Raw genomic sequence first — 19,355 nt, 5'->3', positions numbered from 1 at the left:
ATGATTTTGTCCAGTTGGCGCCGGTAACCTTTACTATACGGTAACCTTTACTATATAGGTATTCGGCTTGAGTGACCCGCCAAATTCCAACCGGTTTTTAACAGTTACGGGTTTTATTGTTTCCACCACCCGGCCTGTTATATCAACAACCTGGATAAGGAGGATCTTTTCGTTATCATTAACCACGAGGTTAAAAATTGATGAAGAAGGGTTGGGATATAACTCAACCGATGCGGTGGTCTTATCAGCGTCTACATATGTCAGGGAGGCTGCCGTCGCCGCAACCCGTGCGTTGGTTACAGTAGCAGTAGACCATTGCTGGTTATAGCTGGAGCTGGTAGCCCATTGACCCAGGTCGGCCCCGTTGCCCGACTGTCCAAGGCCATCAAGATACAAGCCGGTTGCCCGGTTCTTAAACCTTACATAACCTCCCGTACTCTCCATGCTCCATTGTTGGTTGTTGCTGCTGCTGTTGGCCCATTGCCCGGCAATTGAGCCATTAGCCGTTCTGCCCATTCCATCTAAATACAACCCCGTGGCCCGGTTCTTAAGTTTCACATAACTGCCCGCTGTTTCCAATGTCCATTGCTGGTTGTAGCTTCCGCTATTGCCCCATTGCGAACAATTGGACCCATTGGCCGTTCTGCCAATGCCATCTATCAACAGCCCGGTAGCCCGGTTGGTCAGGGTAATATACCCGCCGCTTCCGCCTGCTCCCTGCATGATGGCGTTTATCACTCCCTGGTCGCTTACTGCCGCGTTATTGCGGTTAAATATGCCAAAGTCGGAAGCGCCGTTGTCCCAATAGATTGGAATCATCCCTTTGTTTCTCGCAGAACTGGTAACATACCTGTTAAAATATTCCCGTGACGCCAGGTGAAGGGAAAGATCTGCCGGGTTTGTTCTTTTAATAGCGCCATATTCCCCGATGATCACCGGGATGCCGTTATCCACGAATTTGGTTTTCATCAGCCCCAATGCCCTTTCCACTTCGCTTTCTTCTCCCCAGGTGCTGTTCCTGTCGATTTGGGTAGTAGAGTGATAGCCGTTCCCCCAATAATAAAACATATTACCCCATGAGGCATCCGATGTTAAGCCGCAGAACTGCCAGGGCGCATAGTAGTGTACTTCTACCATCAAACGGTTGGAGATCTGGTCGGTTGGCAGGGTGTTCATCAGGGTATAGGTCTGGTCTGTATTTGTTGAAGGGCCCTGGATGATAAGACTCCGGGAACTATTGTTTCCGCCCGTTGCCCTAACCGCGTTTACGAAAGTCTGGTGATAAGATAAAAGAACCGCCATACCCGTTGCATCGCTAACCGCCGGCTCATTCGCACTCGCAAAAAGCAACCGTTCATTATAATTCTTAAAATAATTGGCGATCTGCGTCCAGTAATTCTGCTGTTTCGCATTTACAGCGTTCTGGGCGCCGGGCGTACAGTTATTCTCCAACCAGCCCCCATCCCAGTGAATGTTGATGATCGCATACATATTATTGTTTATGCAATAGTCGACCACCGTTTTCACACGCGCTAACCAGTTGGCGTCAATTACTCCGTTGGTGGTATGACAATCCCAGGCGCATGGTATCCTTACCGTATTGAACCCCGCCGCTTTTACAGAATTGATCAATGCCTGGGTAGCATTGGGGTTACCCCAGGCGTTTTCCCCGCAAATAGCTTCCAGGGTATTCCCCAGGTTCCAGCCAACCTTCATCTGGCTGGCCACTTGCTGGGCGGTAGGCAGCTGCCCCCTGGCAGTAACCGAAAGGAGTACTATGACTCCCGCAAGCCACAGTTTACACCTGTGTATTAACAGTGCAGATAAGAATAGAAAATGTTTCATTTGCTTACGTTTTAGAGAAGTGGAGTGTGTTGTTTATTTCATTCGTGGACGTGATGGCTCGTTTTTTATAACCACAGCAACAGCCGACACATCATCGGGAACAGGAGAGCAGACGGATGCCCATAAGATATAACCGCTGGCATTATTGAACCAATTGATAAGCAACAGACATTTATTATTTAGACAAACCCGGTTATCTCTGGCCTTGGGGTCATTATATCTTATTTTAAGTGTTGATTTTACACTTAATTATAAGGGTATCTTTTAGACAGGCGTTACAAGACATAACGGTTCGGAAAACCGGTGTGAGTAAAAGTGTTTTCATAACGAGGCAATTTGAATACGCGGAATAATACTTACTAAAGTTACTTAGCCCCGTTCGCAACAAAGGGTATAGAATATATCTGATTGGGGTATAAAATGTTTCCATCCACTGCGAAAAACAGCAACAAGCGCTAAGAACGGGAGCCCGGAATGGGCCGCCAACAAGCGTTGCCAGCGAGGTTCAGCGATTTGTAACATTGAAACCCCTTTGTTGAATCATTCGAGCCCCAGGCTTCTGACAGCATAGCAATAGTTTTACAGTCCTCTAATCCACGAGTATGAAATTACGATTGCTATTTTTTTGCGTGCTGACTTTTTTGTTCAAGAATGACTTATTGGCTGAGCCTCCTGCTTATGTTAAACTGCCTGACGGAGTACTGGTATATACCGACTCCCTGTTCACTGGTTCACCCAACACCGTTAAACTGGAAGTAATAGCAGATAATATTATAAGAGTGATTGCAGCCCCGGGTAAAATATTAACGCCTGGAAACAGCCTCGTCACCATTTACCAGAAAAAGCCGGGCCTCACCTGGGATGTCGTTCCTTCCAAAGATCGCCTGACCCTCAAAACCGGCAAGTTGATCGCTACCGTAAACCATCAAACCGGCGCTGTTACCTTTACAGACCTTTCCGGGAAAAAAATACTGGCCGAGAAACAGGTATTGGGCAGAAGTTTTCAACCCGCCGTATTCGATGGACAGCGATATTATACAATAACACAGACCTTCGAGTCGACCGATGGGGATGCCTGGTATGGCCTGGGCCAACACCAGGACGGCGTTATGAACTACCGCGGCCAGCAGGTTACCTTCTTCCAGAATAACACGGAAGTAGCCATTCCTTTCCTCATCTCCAATAAAAACTATGGTATCCTCTGGGATAACTACTCCCTCACCAGGGCCGGCGATGTAAGGCCGCTTCACCCGCTTTCTTCATTACAGCTTTTTTCAAAGAAAGATGAAGCCGGATGGCTTACCGCCACATATACCAACGATATCCGTAAGCCAGGGGAAATCGCTGTTCAGAGAGCGGAGACTAATATAAATATGGAGTTCCTGGGCGACTCAAAGATCCAGTTACCCGAAGAGTTTACGCCGGCCTCCGGCAAAGTGACCTGGGAGGGTAGCCTGTCCAGTCACCTGTCGGGCCTCCACCAGTTCCGGTTCACCTACGGCGGATCGCTGAAGGTATGGTTGAACGGCCAATTGGTGCTCGACCGCTGGAGAAAAGCCTGGAACCCTGCCTCTGCATTGGTATCCTACGACTTTGAAAAAGGTAAGAAAGTACCGGTAAAAATTGAATGGATCCCTGAAGCGGGCGAATCCTACATTTCCCTGAAATGGCAGGAGCCTTTGAGCCCTGAACAGCAAAATAGTTTCAGTTTCTCTTCCGAAGCGGGCAAACAGGTCGACTATTATTTCGTGTATGGCAACAACATGGATGAAGTGATCTCCGGCTACCGGGCGCTGACCGGCAAAGCGCCAATAGTGCCTAAATGGGCCCTGGGCTTCTGGCAAAGCCGGGAGAGGTACAAAACACAGGACGAGATCCTCTCTACTGTGAAAGAATTCCGTAAAAGACAGATACCTATTGATAATATCGTGCTCGACTGGAGTTACTGGAGAGAAGCGGAATGGGGCAGCCAGGAATTTGACGAAAAACGTTTCCCATCTCCCGACAGTATGATCGCCGCGTTGCATAACACTTACAACACGAAGATCATGATATCCGTATGGCCGAAGTTCTACGACGGCATACCTGCCTATAATGAATTTGAGAAAAACGGCTGGCTCTATAAAAGAAATATTGCCGACAGGCAAAAAGACTGGATAGGGCAGGGATATGTTTCCACTTTTTATGACGCTTTCAATAAAGCCGCCCGCAAAGGCTTCTGGAACCTCATCAATAATAAGATCTACAGCAAAGGAATTGACGCGTGGTGGATGGATGCCAGCGAGCCAGACATCCTTTCCAACGTAAGTCCTGCCAGGAGAAAACTGCAAATGACGCCTACTGCTTTGGGTAGCGCGGCAGAATACCTGAATGCCTATCCGCTGCAAAATGCCAAAGGCATTTACGAAGGACAGCGCTCTACAGATCCTGATAAAAGGGTTTTCCTGTTGACGCGTTCCGGTTTTGCCGGCTCCCAACGTTATGCGGCAGCAATATGGAGCGGCGATATTGGTTCTACCTGGGCAGATATGAAAGCGCAGATAACAGCCGGGGTGAATTTCTCTATGTCCGGGCTCCCATACTGGACCATGGATATCGGCGGCTTTGTAGTACCACGGAAATTCGAAACTCCGGATGCAGAGAGCCTGGAAGAATGGAGAGAATTAATGACCCGCTGGTCGCAGTTCGGGGCGTTTGTTCCTTTATTCCGCTCGCACGGTCAATTCCCGTACCGCGAGGTATTTAATACTGCGCCGGAAGAGCATCCGGCTTACAAGAGCTTCCTCTATTACGATAAACTGCGTTATCGCCTGCTTCCTTACATCTATTCGCTGGCCGGATGGGCTTACCATAACGACTATACGATAATGCGCGGGCTGGCTATGGACTTTCCAAAAGATACTGCGGTACTGAACATTGCAGACCAGTATATGTTTGGCCCGGCCCTCCTGGTTAACCCGGTGTATGAATACAAACAAACCCAACGTGGCTTGTACCTGCCTGAAAGCGCAGGATGGTATGACCTGTATTCAGGCAAGTGGTATGCCGGCGGCCAGAAGATCGCCGCAGCAGCTCCTTATGAAAGAATGCCCTTGTTTGTAAAAGCCGGTTCTATACTGCCGTTCGGACCAGAATTGCAGTACACCACAGAAAAACGTCCGGATACCATAACCCTGAATATTTATACAGGCGCGGATGCTTCCTTTAACCTGTATGAAGATGAAGGCGCCAACTACAATTACGAGAAAGGCGCGTTCTCCGTTATCCCTGTAAAATATAATGAAGCAACGGCAACAGTTACGATAGGCGAACGAAAAGGTTCATTCAACGGCATGTTGCAAAAAAGAACTTTCCGGATCAATATCATAACACCCGGCAAAAACCGGCAACTCGATTTTGATGCAGCATGCGACAGAGAAGTGGTTTATGAAGGAAAACAATTAACAATAAAAAAGTAGCCAATTTAAATTCACGCGTATGAAATCAGCCAGCATTATTCGCTTGCGACTCTTACTGCTATGGGGTACTGTTTGGGTCTTTGCCCTTAGCCAAACCGCCCTTGCCCAAACAGGTAAGGTGAATGGTACAATTACCAGTCAACTTACTTCCGCGCCGGTTCCGGCAGCTTCGGTTACTGTGAAAGGCACTCACGTGTCTACCATTGCAAACGATGCAGGGAAGTTCTCCATCACCGCTGCTATTGGCGATATACTCCAGATCACTTCAGTTGGGTTCGTCTCCCGCGAGATAAAAATAACTTCCAACGAGATGAAAATCGAATTACAGGAAGCAGAAAGCCAGTTGGAAAATGTGGTAGTGATCGGGTATGGCGTACAGAAAAAGAAACTCGTTACCGGGGCCAATGTACAGGTTAAAGGCGCCGATCTCGAAAAACAGAATACCACTACTGCACTGCAGGCCCTGCAAGGTCAGGCGCCCGGCGTTCAGATCACTTCTTACTCAGGCCAGCCAGGAGCTGGAATGAACGTAGTGATCCGCGGTAAAGGTACCGTAGGCAACTTCTCTCCGCTGTATATTGTAGACGGTGTTCAGACCAGCGATATTTCTTACCTGAACCCTGCCGACATCGCATCCATGGACATCCTGAAAGATGCTGCTTCCGCCGCTATCTATGGTTCACAGGCCGCAAACGGCGTTATCCTCGTTACTACAAGAACAGGAAAGGTGAACCAGAAACCGCAGGTAACCCTGGACGCTTACTACGGTTTACAGCAGGTTCCCCGCAAAACCAGGCTGCTGAACGCAAAAGAATATGCTACCATTATAAATGAAGCCGCGGTAAATTCAGGCAAAGCGCCATACTTCAGCGATGACGTAGTGAATAACCTGCCTGTAAATACCAACTGGCTCGACCAGATGTTCAAAAGCAACGTTCCTACCCAGAACTACGTACTCGGAGTACAGGGAGGTAACGCAGGTTCCATTTACTCTTTATCCCTCGGCTATACCAGCCAGGGAGGTATCGTAGGCGGTTCCGGCATTTCTTACTTCGACCGCTATACTTTCAGGATCAACTCAGAACACAACTTATACCAGAACATTGTTAAGATAGGCGAACACCTTACTTTCAACTATCAAAACAACCATGGGATCCTCGTAGATGGCCAATATAACAACACTTTACGCAGTGCTTTCACTGTCAGCCCATTCCTGCCGATGTATGATGCAGACGGCAACTATTACCCAAGCGACAGGAAAGGCTGGTATCCCGGGAAGCCTGATCAGTCCTGGAACAATGGTGAGGCCAACCCTTATGCCGTAATGGATTATACTACCCGCAACCGCAATAGCAACCAGGGTTTATTTGGTGACGTGTATCTGCAGGTAGAGCCAATTAAAGGATTGAAATTCCGCTCCAGCTTAGGCCTGAATTATTACGCTAATCAAAGCCATGGCTATACCCCGGTATACCATCTTTCTATCTATTCATTCAACGATACAGCCAAAGTATCGCAGTCAATGGGTAGCGGCAGAACTATCCAGTTCGATAACTTGCTCAGCTACGATTTCAACGTGCATACAGACCATCACTTCAGTGCAATGGTTGGTAGCTCTTCATTGAAAACGCAGACTGTTGCCATGAACGGCAGCAACTTTGATCTGCGGGTAGCCGATATGCGGCACGCTTATTTGTCTGTTGCCCAGAACGTAAACAGGGGCGCGCCTTATATGAGCGTTGGCGGAGGGCCTACCGAAAGCGCCCTGATGTCGGTGTTCGGGCGTCTCCAATACGATTTCCGCGAAAAATACTTATTGAACCTTACTTTCCGCGCCGATGGTTCTTCCAGGTTTGCACCGGGTAACCGCTGGGGTTATTTCCCATCCGTATCTGCCGGTTGGGTAACTACAATGGAAGATTTTATGCAGGGTGTTGACTGGCTGAATTTCCTGAAGATCCGCGGAAGCTGGGGACAGGTAGGTAACCAGAATGTGACCGCTTACCAGTTCTTATCTCCGATTACTTTCAGCAATACCTATTATATATTCGGACCGGTTGAAGGGGTAAATACCCAGGGCGCTTACCCAAGCCGTATTGCTAACCCGAATGTAAAATGGGAAACTTCAGAGCAGACAAATATCGGTTTCGACGCTACCTTGTTCGACCGGTTGAATGTAACCTTCGATTATTATGTCAAGAAAACAAAAGACTGGTTGATCACTGTACCGATCCTGGCAACAGCCGGAGCTGATGCGCCGCTCATCAACGGGGGAGACGTGAAAAATTCAGGTGTGGAGCTGGCGCTGAACTACAGCAACAGCATTGGTAAAGACTTCAGCTATTCCATTGGCGTGAACGGGGCTTATAACAAGAACAGGATAGGAAATATACCAACCAATGACCATGTGCTTCATGGTAATACCAATGTATTGTATGCCAACGCCGGTGAATTTTACCGCGCAGCTAACGGGGAACCGGTTGGTTATTTCTGGGGATATAAGACAGCAGGCATTTTCCAGAGCACAGACGAAGTACTGGCTTATAAAGGTCCGGATGGCAAACCTATCCAACCTGATGCAAAACCGGGAGATGTCCGGTATGTTGATTTAGATGGAAACGGAGTTATTGACGCTAACGATAAAACAAAGATCGGTGATCCGAACCCTCATTTCACCTACGGTTTTAACATTACACTGGGCTATAAAGGATTCGATTTCCTTGTTCAGGCATCCGGCGTAACAGGCAACCAGATCATACAATCATACAGAAGTCCGGGCGGTTTCGGCAACTATACTGCAGAGATCCTGGATCGCTGGCATGGACCCGGAACTTCCAACAGGATACCGAGAGTAACAGAAGATGGCGTTAACTGGTCTCAGATCTCCGACCTCTATGTTTATGACGGCAAATACCTGCGTATCAATAACATTACGTTGGGATACGATTTCTCCCGCCTGGCTAAGAAAAGTTACCTGGGTAAGGTGAGGGTATATGCGTCAGTACAAAATGCTTTCATCATTACCAAGTATAAAGGTATGGACCCTGAAGTTGGGTATAACGAAGGCTTTTCATCCGGCGTAGACCTGGGTTATTATCCACGTCCGAGAACTTATATGGTTGGCGCAAACATTCGTTTCTAATTTAAAATGATCTGACGATGAAAAACTTGAAAATTTATATACTGGTTGCAGCATTGTTGTCATTAGGCGCCTGTAAAAAGAGCTTCCTGGACACAGAAGATGTGACCTCGGCTACTGAACAGAATTTCTATAAAACACCTGACGATGGCTGGAAAGCGCTGGTAGGAATATACGATGGTTTGCAGCGGGTTTGGTCTGGCGGCGTAGCTCTTCCCGTTGCTTCAGCGATCATGTCTGACGAAGCATTCGGAGGTACCGGCAATGCCGATGGATTCGGTTACCAGATGATGGACGAATTTGATAAACTCCGTTCGCCTTCCGACCAGGATATGTTTGGCGACACATGGGGTCTTTATTATAAAGCAATTTACCGTGTTAATATGTTGCTCTCGCATATCGATGGTATCGACTGGAAAGGTAATACCACGTTGCGCAATACTTACGAGGCAGAAGCAAGGTATATACGCGCATTTTGCTATTTCGATATGGTTCGGTTATTCGGTAATATTCCGCTTATCACTAAACCAACTACCGACAATGTACCGCAGGAAAGCGCTGATAATGTTTATAAACTGATTGCTACCGACCTGAAGTTTGCCGCATCTAATCTGCCTGCAACCAGCTATGGCAGCCAGGACCCCTCAACCAGGGGACGAGTGACCAAATGGGCCGCCGAATCGCTGATTGGCCGTGTGTTCCTCTTCTACACCGGTTACTATGGAAAAGGAGACCTGGTTGGAGAAGTAACAAAAGCCGAGGCGCTTGCTTACGTGCAGGATGTTATTAACAACGGAGGTTTTGGCCTTGTAGATAAATTCGCCAATTTATGGCCTGCCGCTTCCCTGAACAACTACGTAGGAGAAGACAATAAAGAAACGGTATTTGCCATCAAGTATACATATACCAGCAACTGGAATGGAAACGTAGATGGTAACACCTGGATGGTGATGTTTGGTATCCGTATCCAGAGCATTTATCCTTACGGCATGGGCTGGGGAGGCGCAACCGTGAATCCAAGACTCTGGAATGCTTTCTCGCCCGGCGATAGCCGCAGAAGCGCTTCTATCATTTCAATAAAAGATGAAAAGCTGGACTTCCAGAATATAAAAGACCAGCGCGAATACACCGGTTACTGCATTAAGAAATACACGCCGATGGCAGATGAAGCAGGAAGAAGCCTGGCAGAGAAAATGGGCGGCGCAAGCTTTATGATCAGCCAGTACCAGGATTATGTATCTATCCGGTATGCTGATGTATTGTTGATGGCGGCCGAATTAGGCGCTCCGGATGCGCAGAAATATTTCGACGATGTTCGTAAAAGAGCGTTGGGCGACAGCTTTGTTCAAATTCCTGTGAACCAGGCAAATATTATGAACGAGAGAAGACTGGAGTTTGCAGGAGAAGGTATCCGTTACTGGGATCTGCTTCGCCAGGGCATCAACGTTGCCGCTAACGCCATTGCCGAATCTGCTACCGTTCAGAATGGGGGCGTTAATACTACTAAAACTATTCTCGCATCGAAGGTGATTGAAACAAAAGGATTTGCTCAGATCCCTTACTCACAGATCACTTTGTCAAATAACGTGTTAAAACAAAACCAGGGATGGTGATCTATTGATCATTCTTGTTAATAATAGTGCCAGGAAGGCCGGGGATGTGGAGATGAGGCTTAAAGATGAATGCAATGATTGGGGGGCCCGGTTTTCCTGGTTTTTTAATTGGTGATTCTCCCGGCTAACGGGATCACCTCTTAATGAAAAATGAAAATTGAGGAAATGAGATAAATTGTAAGGCGGGTGTTGCCGGGGTGTGCAGGTTTATTGGGTAGCATACCGTTGGTTTGATACCAAAAAAATAGTTCCTCATTTCCGTTTGGATATGGTCTTTCCTATACCAGTTTCGCAATAGGCGATTGCCGTGACCTGGAAATAAACGTCGCCGATCTGGCTTTTTACGATAAACCAAAAGGTCCTGGAATGTGGAAGCAGGAGACTTTGTTTTACACTTTGGAAATTCATCACGCAATATTTCAAAATCAGAAAAAGTTCTGGTTAAATAAAAAACCTGGTAGATACAATGCCCCCTTAGATTGTCGCTTTATCCCCCTTCCCATCAAAAAACTCAGGGCTAAATTTGGGAAACGATTTTATTCTATGAGAAAGTTGAAAATAAAGATGTCAATGTCGGTCGACGGGTTTGTGGCCGGCCCAAATGGGGAAAACGACTGGATCTTCAAAACGGGGGATGAAGAGTCCAAAGCCTGGGCAGTGGAGCAATCCTGGGATGCCGGGCTGACTATCATGGGTAGGAAATCGTTTGAGATGATGGCGCCTTATTGGGTTGTTTCTACCGATGCCTTTGCCGCACCAATGAACGAGATTCCTAAGGCGGTCTTTACCAGGAAGGGGTTCAAAGGATTTGATGCCGGGGCCGAACCCTCAGCCGCCGCAGCTTCCTGGGCAGATGCACGGATCTTTGACGGCGATCTTGCAGAGGCGATCAGGGAGCTCAAAGAAGAGGAAGGTAAACCCATTGTTGCGATCGGGGGCGCCGGATTTGTGAAAAGCCTGGTAGCCACAGGACTCGTGGATGAATTTCATTTGGTTGTTCATCCCGTGCTTTTAGGAGCTGGACAATCGATATTCAGCGGCCTTGCAACACCACTTTACCTGAAGTTAGTGGATGTTAAGATTTTCCCAGGGGGAACAATAGTGCATATCTACCGCAGGTAAAATATCCCCGTTTCTTTATGTTTTACCAGACCTGCAAAATATATTACTGGTTGTCATTGTTTCCGGTAATGATGCGCTACGCAGCCGGATTTGAAGTTGATGGTATTGACCAGCTCCAGGTTAACCATATCCTGGAGGCTGCCCGCTTGAAGTAATGGTCTTCCCTTTCCTACGAACACCGGGTGAATAACCAAATGAAATTCATCTATGATACCTGCTGCTAACAGCTCCGGTAGCAGGCTCACACTGTCTACAAAGATATTTTTACCTGGTAGCTGTTTCAATTCGAGCAATTCGGCCGCGGGATTGCTTCGAATGATCCGCGTATTATTCTCCGCATTTTCCAGGGTTCTTGAAATTACAACCTTATCAATTGCTGTAATTCTTTCTGCAAATCTATTCTCGTCTGGGGAGCCAGACTGGTCTCTTGCCATATCAGACCAAAACGGGAACATTAGCTGGTACATGACGCGACCGAAAAAAAGCAGGTCGGCATTCCTCATTAAGCCGGTGAAATAATCATGAAGTTCAGCGTCCGGGTTGGCGAAAGTGTGATCGCAATAGCCATCCAGGCTGATATTTATACCATAAGATACAGTTCTCATGTAAGTAGCTTTAGTTTGGTTGTTTAAGAGATAGGTCAAAAGTAAGGGATGGCAGTAATTAACGGAAGGGGGATCCAGGATAAAAAAAGGGCCTTTTAGGCCAAAGCATGCCACAGGTAGCCGGGATTGATCATCATAAAGTTATCCCCGGTACATGACGGTACAGGACGGCTGTACAATTATTTCTTGTTAATTTGGAAAAAGCATGCAGATACAGCGATTGAAGACCTCAGATTTTTCTTGTTGATACCAACGTACTGATATAACATTCCAGCTATTCAATATTACACATATTAAATTCCATCTTATGAAACTTTATGCGATTATTTTCATGGGCGCTGTTATGGTGTTTTGGGGGTGTGAGAAAGCGGCTTTGCAGAAGATATCAGCCGGCAAGACAATGACAACGCAGCAGGCTATTGTATTTGAAAGCACAGATATTCCTGTGGCGAGCGTATCGGCCTCCTCTGCTTTATGGCCGGCTGCCGCATTGAAAGACAGTAATGATGCTACTATTTGGAGCTCCAACACGCATAGCAGTGCAGGGGTAACGGAGTGGGTAGCTTACTGGTTTAATGGCTTCGATAGTGTGAATTATATAAAGATGCTTCCTCGTTATAACGGCGCTGCAGCCCTCGGGTTTCCCGTTAGTTTCAAGGTGTATACGTCTGACGGGAGCAACTGGGTGCTTGCGGCTACAGATACCGCTTTTCCTGCGCCGCAGCAGGGTTGGGTGATATTGCCGTTACCATCTGCCGTTTATACGAATGGTATCCAGGTTGTTGCCACTGCATTGGGGAAAGATAACGTTAACAACTATGTGTTCCAGTTGGCCGAGGTAGGCGCCGGTTATGACGCACGGTTCAATCAGTTCAGGTATATAGGGAATAACAGTGTTTATCAGCAAAATGAGATCAGGAATGTTGGTTCGGGTACTTTCAATCCTACAAAAATGAGCAACTGGAATTATGATGAGCGAAATCCTATTATTGCGGCGCAGCCGGGCGGCAACAGCAACGTATATGCGCCGAGTATACAGGCTAACGGCGGCGCATGGAATGTTTATTTTGGGGGTTGGGATGGAACAACAGATGGGCACGATCGTATATCTGTTACCGTTACCAACGATAACTTCCTTACATTCAACCCGCATGCCCTGATGATCGATAAGGGAGTGATGATACACATGAATAATGAAACAGTGATAAAAACCGCTGATGGTATCTGGCGTATGTTTTATACCAGTTACGGCGGCTCGCCAGCGATCAATAAACCTGGTTATGCAACTTCGACCAATGGAGTGAACTGGACGCCTTCTTCAGGCAATGCGTCTTACCTGCTTAATATGAGCGGGTACACCAACTGGAATAATGCGGATGTAAATGGTTCTAATGTGATTTATTACGAAAGCGGAACATATCATCTTTACTTCAACGACTTTAACTATCCCAGTACCGGCCATGCCTTTGCCGTTCATCATGCTACCAGTACCGATATGATAAACTTTACTTACACCGGCGATGTATTGAACGAAGGACTGGTAGCGCAGGATGTGAAGAAGTTTACCTACAGCGGTAATAACTATTACTTGATGGTGCTGCATATCAACGGCAACGAGTTGAGATATAGCGTAGGCACAGGTCCGGCAACTTTTCCTGCCAGCCAGCAGCTTACAACTAACCTTGGAGCGTCGGACCGGTACATCACATCTGCAGGTTTTGTGACCAAAGACAATCGCCTGTATGGAGTGCTGTATGGAGCAGGGCCTGTTTCTACGCTTGATCACAATGCGATCCATGCGAAATGGCTGCAGAAGAAGGTGCTCTTCATCAGCGACAGGACCGGAGCGCAATGGGGAGATATAGAACGAGCCTACGGCCCCGACCGGATTAAGTTATACATGAATACCAATATTGAAACAGGGCATTTTTATATTTATGATACAGATGGGTCTACCCTGTTGTATACCAGTCCAAGGGTTACTATGCGCTCAGGAGATATATGGGAATATCGTCCATAATTGGTATTTTGTATGATACTGTGTGGATATAATGATCAACGATAGCAGGTATAAATACCATAGAAGAGCTTTGGAAATAAAAAGCATTGGGATGGCATTAGTAAAACGCCACGGTTAATAAGTCAGGCAATTTATTTTTGAAAATGAAGCAAAAAATTATTCTCAGTTTTCTTCTGCAGATAGCGATTGTTTCTTCCTGTTTTGCGCAGGCCCCTAAAGAAGCGGCGACCGATTATCATCTGCCGGAGGCGATGCGTACTCAGTCGGGCAAAACAGTAAATTCAGTGGCCGAATGGGAGAAGGTGCGTCGCCCCGAAATACTGGCCTTGTTTGAGAAAAACGTTCAGGGTAAAACCCCGGTAAAAGCAATTCCGGTGAGATTTGTTTCAATGTCGGTCAATCCGCATGCTATAAATGGAACGGCTACACGTAAGCAGGTGCGGATATATTTCTCGTCCGATGAGCAACATTATATGGATCTGCTGCTTTACCTGCCTAACAACAGGAACAAGCCTGTACCGGTGTTCCTGGGGTTGAACTTCGGAGGTAATCAGGTAGTGCATCGCGATACAGGGATAATCATTTCAAAGCAGTGGGTACGATACACATCAGAACCTGCATACAAGGATCATTTGGGAACTGAAGCCTCCCGTGGTACCCAAAGCGACGACTGGCCTGTAGAAAAGATCCTTGCCGCGGGGTATGGCCTGGCAACCGCTTATTATGGCGACCTGCAGCCAGACAGTGCGAATAGCGTAAATGCAGGAATAGCCCCTTTGTTCTATAAAAAAGGACAAACAGAACCGGCTGCCGATGAATGGGGCGCTATAGGCGTATGGGCCTGGGGGTTAAGCCGGGCGCTCGACTACCTGGAAACAGATAAAGATATTGATGCAAAAAAGGTAGCAGTCGTAGGTCACTCCCGTTTAGGCAAAACGGCGCTATGGGCTGGGGCGCAAGACCGGCGGTTTGCTTTGGTTATTTCCAACAACTCGGGCGAAGGGGGGGCAGCAATTACAAGAAGGAAATACGGAGAAACGATTGCTTTGATGAATAAAGCCTTCCCTCATTGGTTTAGCGGGAATTTTAAAAAATTTAATGATAAGGAAGACGAATTGCCGGTTGATTTTCATGAGTTGATTGCATTGATCGCGCCACGGCCGGTTTACATTGCCAGCGCATCAAAAGATCAGTGGGCAGATCCTGTCGGAGAATATTTATCCGGATGGTATGCTACGCCTGTATATACTTTATACGGAGCTAAAGGGTTAGATACGCCGGTGCCCCCGGCTGTTGGTCAGCCGGTCGGAGAGGGGGCTATCGGGTATCATATCCGGGAAGGCGAGCATGCGATGACGCCGTATGACTGGGATCAATATATACGGTTTGCGAACCGGTTTTTGAGGTGAGTGGCTGCCACCGGATCATTTCTTGCCATTTGGCAAGCCCTGTAAGTGTTTAATTATTGTTCTTTGCAAGAAGATAAAAATGAAGCGATGAACAAAACAATTTTTATTACAGGAGCATCTTCCGGTTTAGGAAAGATTACCGCTAAACTATTTGCGGAAAAAGGATGGACGGTAATAGCAACAATGAGCAATCCCGATAGCGAATCGGAGCTTTCTCAACTGCCCAATATACATCTTTTGCAATTGGACGTTAGTGATCCAGGTCAAATTAATGATGTAGCTGCAAAGGCTGAACAGATCGGCGCCATTGATGTATTGTTTAACAATGCAGGATATGTTTTGGCCGGAGCGTTAGAAGCAACTTCTGATGAACAGATGGAACAACAGTTCAATACGAATGTTTTCGGGCCAATTCGTCTGACCAGGGCATTTCTGCCTTATTTCAGGGCGCGGAGAAAAGGCACGATCATCACTACAACATCCTTGGGAGCTTATATTCCGGATCCTTTTATGTCGTTGTATGCAGCTACCAAATCCGCATTAGAGACCTGGACCGAGGGAATGAGTTACGAGTTGGACAGGCTGGGAATTAAGATTAAAACAATCGTTCCCGGTTTTATGCAAACAAATTTCGTTGCTAATGCACAAATGACATTACACGACGCCTACCACAACGATTGGAACAAGGTGTTAGCTGCTTATGCCAATCCCGGTTCTGCAATGCAGGGTGATGATCCGGCAGATATTGCCCGGGTTATATATGAAGCCGCGACAGATGATAAGCAGCAATTGCATTATTTTGCGGGAGATGATGCGACAACGCGGCATAATGAGTTGCTTTTGGAAGGAATAAATTCAGTATTGAATAAAAGGAAGAAAGCTTTTTTAGGCAATTAATGTATGGAGGATCTTATCAGCTATTTATTGCAATTCGGTCATTTGAATCAACAGCAAATTGATTTGATCAAGGCTAAAGCTTCAGAAAGAAATTTGCCGAAGGGCAGCTATTTTTCTGAAGCCGGAAAAATTGCCAAACATATTGGTTTTGTAACGGAAGGTGTTTTGATGATTTGTTATTACAATAACAAAGGTGAAGAGATCGTTCATCATTTCGTAGATGAAAATCATTTTGTCGTGGACCTGGAGAGTTTTAACCACGGGATTCCGTCAATGATTTACATACAGGCTGTTACAGATTGTAAGCTGATAACGCTTTCACAGGAAAATTTTCAAGAACTTTCTAAAACTATAATTGATTGGGATAAAATTATCAGTAAGGTAACTATAAAAACCCTGTTAGATAAAGTGAATGTAGTGCAGCCGAAGTTGAATACAGATGCCAAAACCAGGTATTTAGATTTCTTGAAAAACTCCCCTAACTTGGCTAACAGGGTACCGTTGGTATATATTGCCTCTTATTTGGGAATTACAGCAACTTCGTTGAGTAGGATAAGAAAGAATATCCGGCAATTTCAGAAAGGGAAGTAAAAATAGGTTTGTCAAAAGATATGAAAGCCGCTTAGATCGCAGGATTTATGCGGTTTTTTCTTTTGGGGGATGGAGAGGAGGGTTGTATGAGGTTGAAAGGTTGGAAAGTAACGGTGAGAAGCTTGGAGGCTCTTTCAGTTGGATGGAAATATATATCTAAAGCAAGTAGCGTCGAAGAATAATTTCATGTAAGTTTGGATGGAATATTTAAAGCATGCTTGAAAAATCATTCATAACGGATATCAAGAATATATTTGAGAAAGCAAGGCAGAATGCTTATTCTGCTATTAATTCTGCTATGGTTAATGCATATTGGCAAATTGGGAAACGTATTTTTCAAGAAGAACAACAGGGCAAAGAACGTGCTGACTATGGAGAATTTCTTATACAAGGGCTTTCCAGGCAACTTTCTAAAGAACTAGGGAAAGGATTTTCGATCGCTAACCTTAAAAATTTTAGACAATTTTACCTGATTTTCCCTGAATGGGATAAAAGCTACGCACTGCGTAGCCAATTGAGTTGGACTCATTATCGTCTGATTATGAGGGTAGATAACCCCAAAGCAAGAGAGTATTATCTTAGTGAGGCTGCTGCTGAAAGATGGAGTACAAGGGTGTTAGAGCGTAATATTAATAGCTTGTATTATGAGAGATTGCTTTCTACGCAGAATAAGCGCGAGGCGCTAAGGGAACAGGAAAAAATGGAGAAGATACATCCGGTAGATCTCATAAAAGACCCGTATGTATTGGAGTTTTTGGGAGTAAATATGCAATCCGGGTTTACTGAAAGCGATATCGAATCTGCCATTATTAGCAACTTACAGCAGTTTCTGTTAGAATTGGGCAAAGGTTTCTCTTTTGTTGGCCGACAGTATCGTATCTCTACCGAGACTAAACATTTTTATATTGATTTGGTTTTTTACAATTATATATTGAAGTGTTTTGTTCTTATTGACCTTAAAATTAAAGAACTTTCTCACCAGGACATAGGCCAAATGGATATGTATGTGCGTTTATTTGAAGATCGTATGAAAACAGAGGGAGATAATCCTACTATAGGAATAATCCTTTGTACAGAAAAGGATCAAACAATAGTGAAATATAGTGTATTAGAGGAAAATAAGCAATTGTTTGCATCCAAGTATCGGTTGGTACTGCCTACAGAAGATGAGTTACGTCTGGAACTCGAGCGGGAGAAACAATTCATCCGCGAGCAAATTAGAAGTAAAGAATAAAGACTGATGGACGGGACTTATTAAAATAAGAAGAACTTCTTCCCAGCCAGGGTTAAAAGGGGTTCAACCCAGAGGATACAACCCCAGGCTGTGACAGCTCAGCAATCTTCAAAAAATTGCATTAATAAAATATTACTCCAAAAGACATGAGCCTATTTCTAATATGTTTTTTACGGACCGGCCAGGACTCGACCACGTTTCTATTAAGTAGAGACGGTTTAACACCTTTGTAAGGTATAAGATCTATGCTTAAAATAATTCAAACAACCTGAATTTTGCCGGAATATTGTTATTCAATTTTCCCCTTATACATGCATGGAAGAGAAAGGATTTGAAAAATGAAGGGAACATTGATATCAAGTCCCTGGTTGATACTAGTCATGGTGTTGCTAAGATCAAGACCATTGAGCAGGCAAACTTGCAACATTTCCTGACGGAGCCAATACACAACAAGGATAGCTGGAATCGCGAATACCTGCAGCTCATTTTTAGAACGCTATCGGCTACATTCTTTAATTTCACGGTGATGAATAGCAGTTATATTTTCCAATCGGAACGTCTTGGTTTTCGAGAGTGGCGGGACGCGGACATTCCGGTCTTCGCTGCACTGAATGCGGACCCTGTTGTAATGGAGCACTTCCCCCGAGTGCTTAGCTATAATGAAACAAAATCAGTCGTTGCCAGATTCCGTGACCATTTCAATGAGCATAAGTATTGCTTTTATGCGGTGGATCGCCTGGATACAGGCAGCTTTATCGGCTTCATCGGTCTGAACCATCCTTCGTTTAATGCATGGTTCACACCCTGCCTTGAAATTGGGTGGAGGTTATTGCAATCTGAATGGGGGCAAGGTTATGCCACAGAGGGTGCTTTACGTTGCCTTCAGTATGCGTTTGAAGTTTTAAATGCGAAAGAGGTGTGGTCATTTACTGCCGTAATTAACAAAAGATCTGAGCGCGTTATGCAGAAAGCAGGCATGAAAAAAACAGGTGAATTTCTACATCCGGCATTGCCAACGGGGCATCGCTTGCAACAACATGTATTGTATAGGAAGACAGTGGACGATGCCATTGTTGTTTAGGTTTGCTAACTGCTGTAATGAATACCAAAGGGAAAAGCCCGTAATCATCGACTTACAAGCTTTTACCCTAAAACGTATCAGTCTTTTGGAACCGTTATGTTCTGTTATGCGGACCGGACAGGACTCGCCCCCGTCTCTACTGAGTAGAGACCGTGACAAGGCAGCTCCTAAAACAAAAAAGCCACACTGTTTCCAATATGACCTTAACTTTTGCGGACCGGACGGGACTCGACCCCGTCTCTACTCAGTAGAGACCGTGACAAGGCAGTTCCCAAAAAAACAAAAAAGTCACATCGTTTCCGATGTGACCTTAACTCTTGCGGACCGGACGGGACTCGAAC

General features: G+C 45.8%; 12 protein-coding genes. 10 read left to right on the top strand and 2 right to left on the bottom strand.

Annotated features, from left to right (window positions below; all coding sequences use genetic code 11):
- Positions 1–33: 33 nt before the first annotated feature.
- The gene (locus BLV62_RS28205) at positions 34–1,845 is read right to left on the bottom strand and encodes a cellulase family glycosylhydrolase (protein WP_139170401.1); all 1,812 of its coding nucleotides are present in this window, start codon (positions 1,843–1,845) and stop codon (positions 34–36) included.
- 602 nt (positions 1,846–2,447) lie between these two features.
- Here BLV62_RS28205 and BLV62_RS26050 point away from each other — a divergent pair.
- The 4 genes from BLV62_RS26050 to BLV62_RS26035 all read left to right on the top strand — a co-directional run bounded on the left by BLV62_RS26050 (position 2,448) and on the right by BLV62_RS26035 (position 11,177).
- On the top strand, positions 2,448–5,303 hold the full coding sequence (locus tag BLV62_RS26050; protein WP_089765749.1) for a TIM-barrel domain-containing protein: 2,856 nt from the start codon (positions 2,448–2,450) through the stop codon (positions 5,301–5,303).
- A gap of 19 nt (positions 5,304–5,322) precedes the next feature.
- Positions 5,323–8,445: a SusC/RagA family TonB-linked outer membrane protein gene (locus BLV62_RS26045; protein ID WP_089765748.1), complete on the top strand. Its 3,123-nt coding sequence runs from the start codon at positions 5,323–5,325 to the stop codon at positions 8,443–8,445.
- A gap of 17 nt (positions 8,446–8,462) precedes the next feature.
- Complete coding sequence (locus tag BLV62_RS26040; protein WP_089765746.1) at positions 8,463–10,055, top strand: RagB/SusD family nutrient uptake outer membrane protein; 1,593 nt, start codon at positions 8,463–8,465, stop codon at positions 10,053–10,055.
- Positions 10,056–10,598: 543 nt separating this feature from the next.
- Positions 10,599–11,177, top strand: coding sequence for a dihydrofolate reductase family protein (locus BLV62_RS26035; protein ID WP_089765801.1), 579 nt, complete (start codon positions 10,599–10,601; stop codon positions 11,175–11,177).
- Positions 11,178–11,230: 53 nt separating this feature from the next.
- Here the strand turns inward: BLV62_RS26035 and BLV62_RS26030 are convergent, their stop codons facing one another.
- A complete protein-coding gene (locus BLV62_RS26030; RefSeq protein WP_089765799.1) occupies positions 11,231–11,782 on the bottom strand; it encodes a dihydrofolate reductase family protein in 552 nt (183 codons plus the stop codon).
- A 307-nt stretch (positions 11,783–12,089) separates the two neighbouring features.
- On the opposite strand from BLV62_RS26030, the gene BLV62_RS26025 reads away from it, so the two are divergent.
- From BLV62_RS26025 to BLV62_RS26000, 6 genes are all read left to right on the top strand, one after another.
- Positions 12,090–13,802, top strand: coding sequence for a discoidin domain-containing protein (locus BLV62_RS26025; protein WP_089765744.1), 1,713 nt, complete (start codon positions 12,090–12,092; stop codon positions 13,800–13,802).
- 143 nt (positions 13,803–13,945) lie between these two features.
- Entirely contained in the window at positions 13,946–15,211 is a 1,266-nt protein-coding gene (locus BLV62_RS26020; RefSeq protein ID WP_089765742.1) for an alpha/beta hydrolase family protein, read from the top strand.
- A 63-nt stretch (positions 15,212–15,274) separates the two neighbouring features.
- Positions 15,275–16,108, top strand: coding sequence for an SDR family oxidoreductase (locus tag BLV62_RS26015; RefSeq protein ID WP_211117981.1), 834 nt, complete (start codon positions 15,275–15,277; stop codon positions 16,106–16,108).
- Positions 16,109–16,111: 3 nt separating this feature from the next.
- Complete coding sequence (locus tag BLV62_RS26010) at positions 16,112–16,699, top strand: Crp/Fnr family transcriptional regulator (RefSeq protein WP_089765740.1); 588 nt, start codon at positions 16,112–16,114, stop codon at positions 16,697–16,699.
- Positions 16,700–16,913: 214 nt separating this feature from the next.
- On the top strand, positions 16,914–17,933 hold the full coding sequence (locus BLV62_RS26005) for a PDDEXK nuclease domain-containing protein (protein ID WP_089765738.1): 1,020 nt from the start codon (positions 16,914–16,916) through the stop codon (positions 17,931–17,933).
- A 331-nt stretch (positions 17,934–18,264) separates the two neighbouring features.
- Complete coding sequence (locus tag BLV62_RS26000; protein WP_211117979.1) at positions 18,265–19,014, top strand: GNAT family N-acetyltransferase; 750 nt, start codon at positions 18,265–18,267, stop codon at positions 19,012–19,014.
- Positions 19,015–19,355: the final 341 nt, after the last annotated feature.

Origin of the sequence: Chitinophaga terrae (ex Kim and Jung 2007), assembly GCF_900107795.1 — a bacterium.
Taxonomy (GTDB): domain Bacteria; phylum Bacteroidota; class Bacteroidia; order Chitinophagales; family Chitinophagaceae; genus Chitinophaga; species Chitinophaga terrae.
Note: the sequence above shows the minus strand (reverse complement) of the source record. Positions and strands in the feature narration are given on the sequence as shown.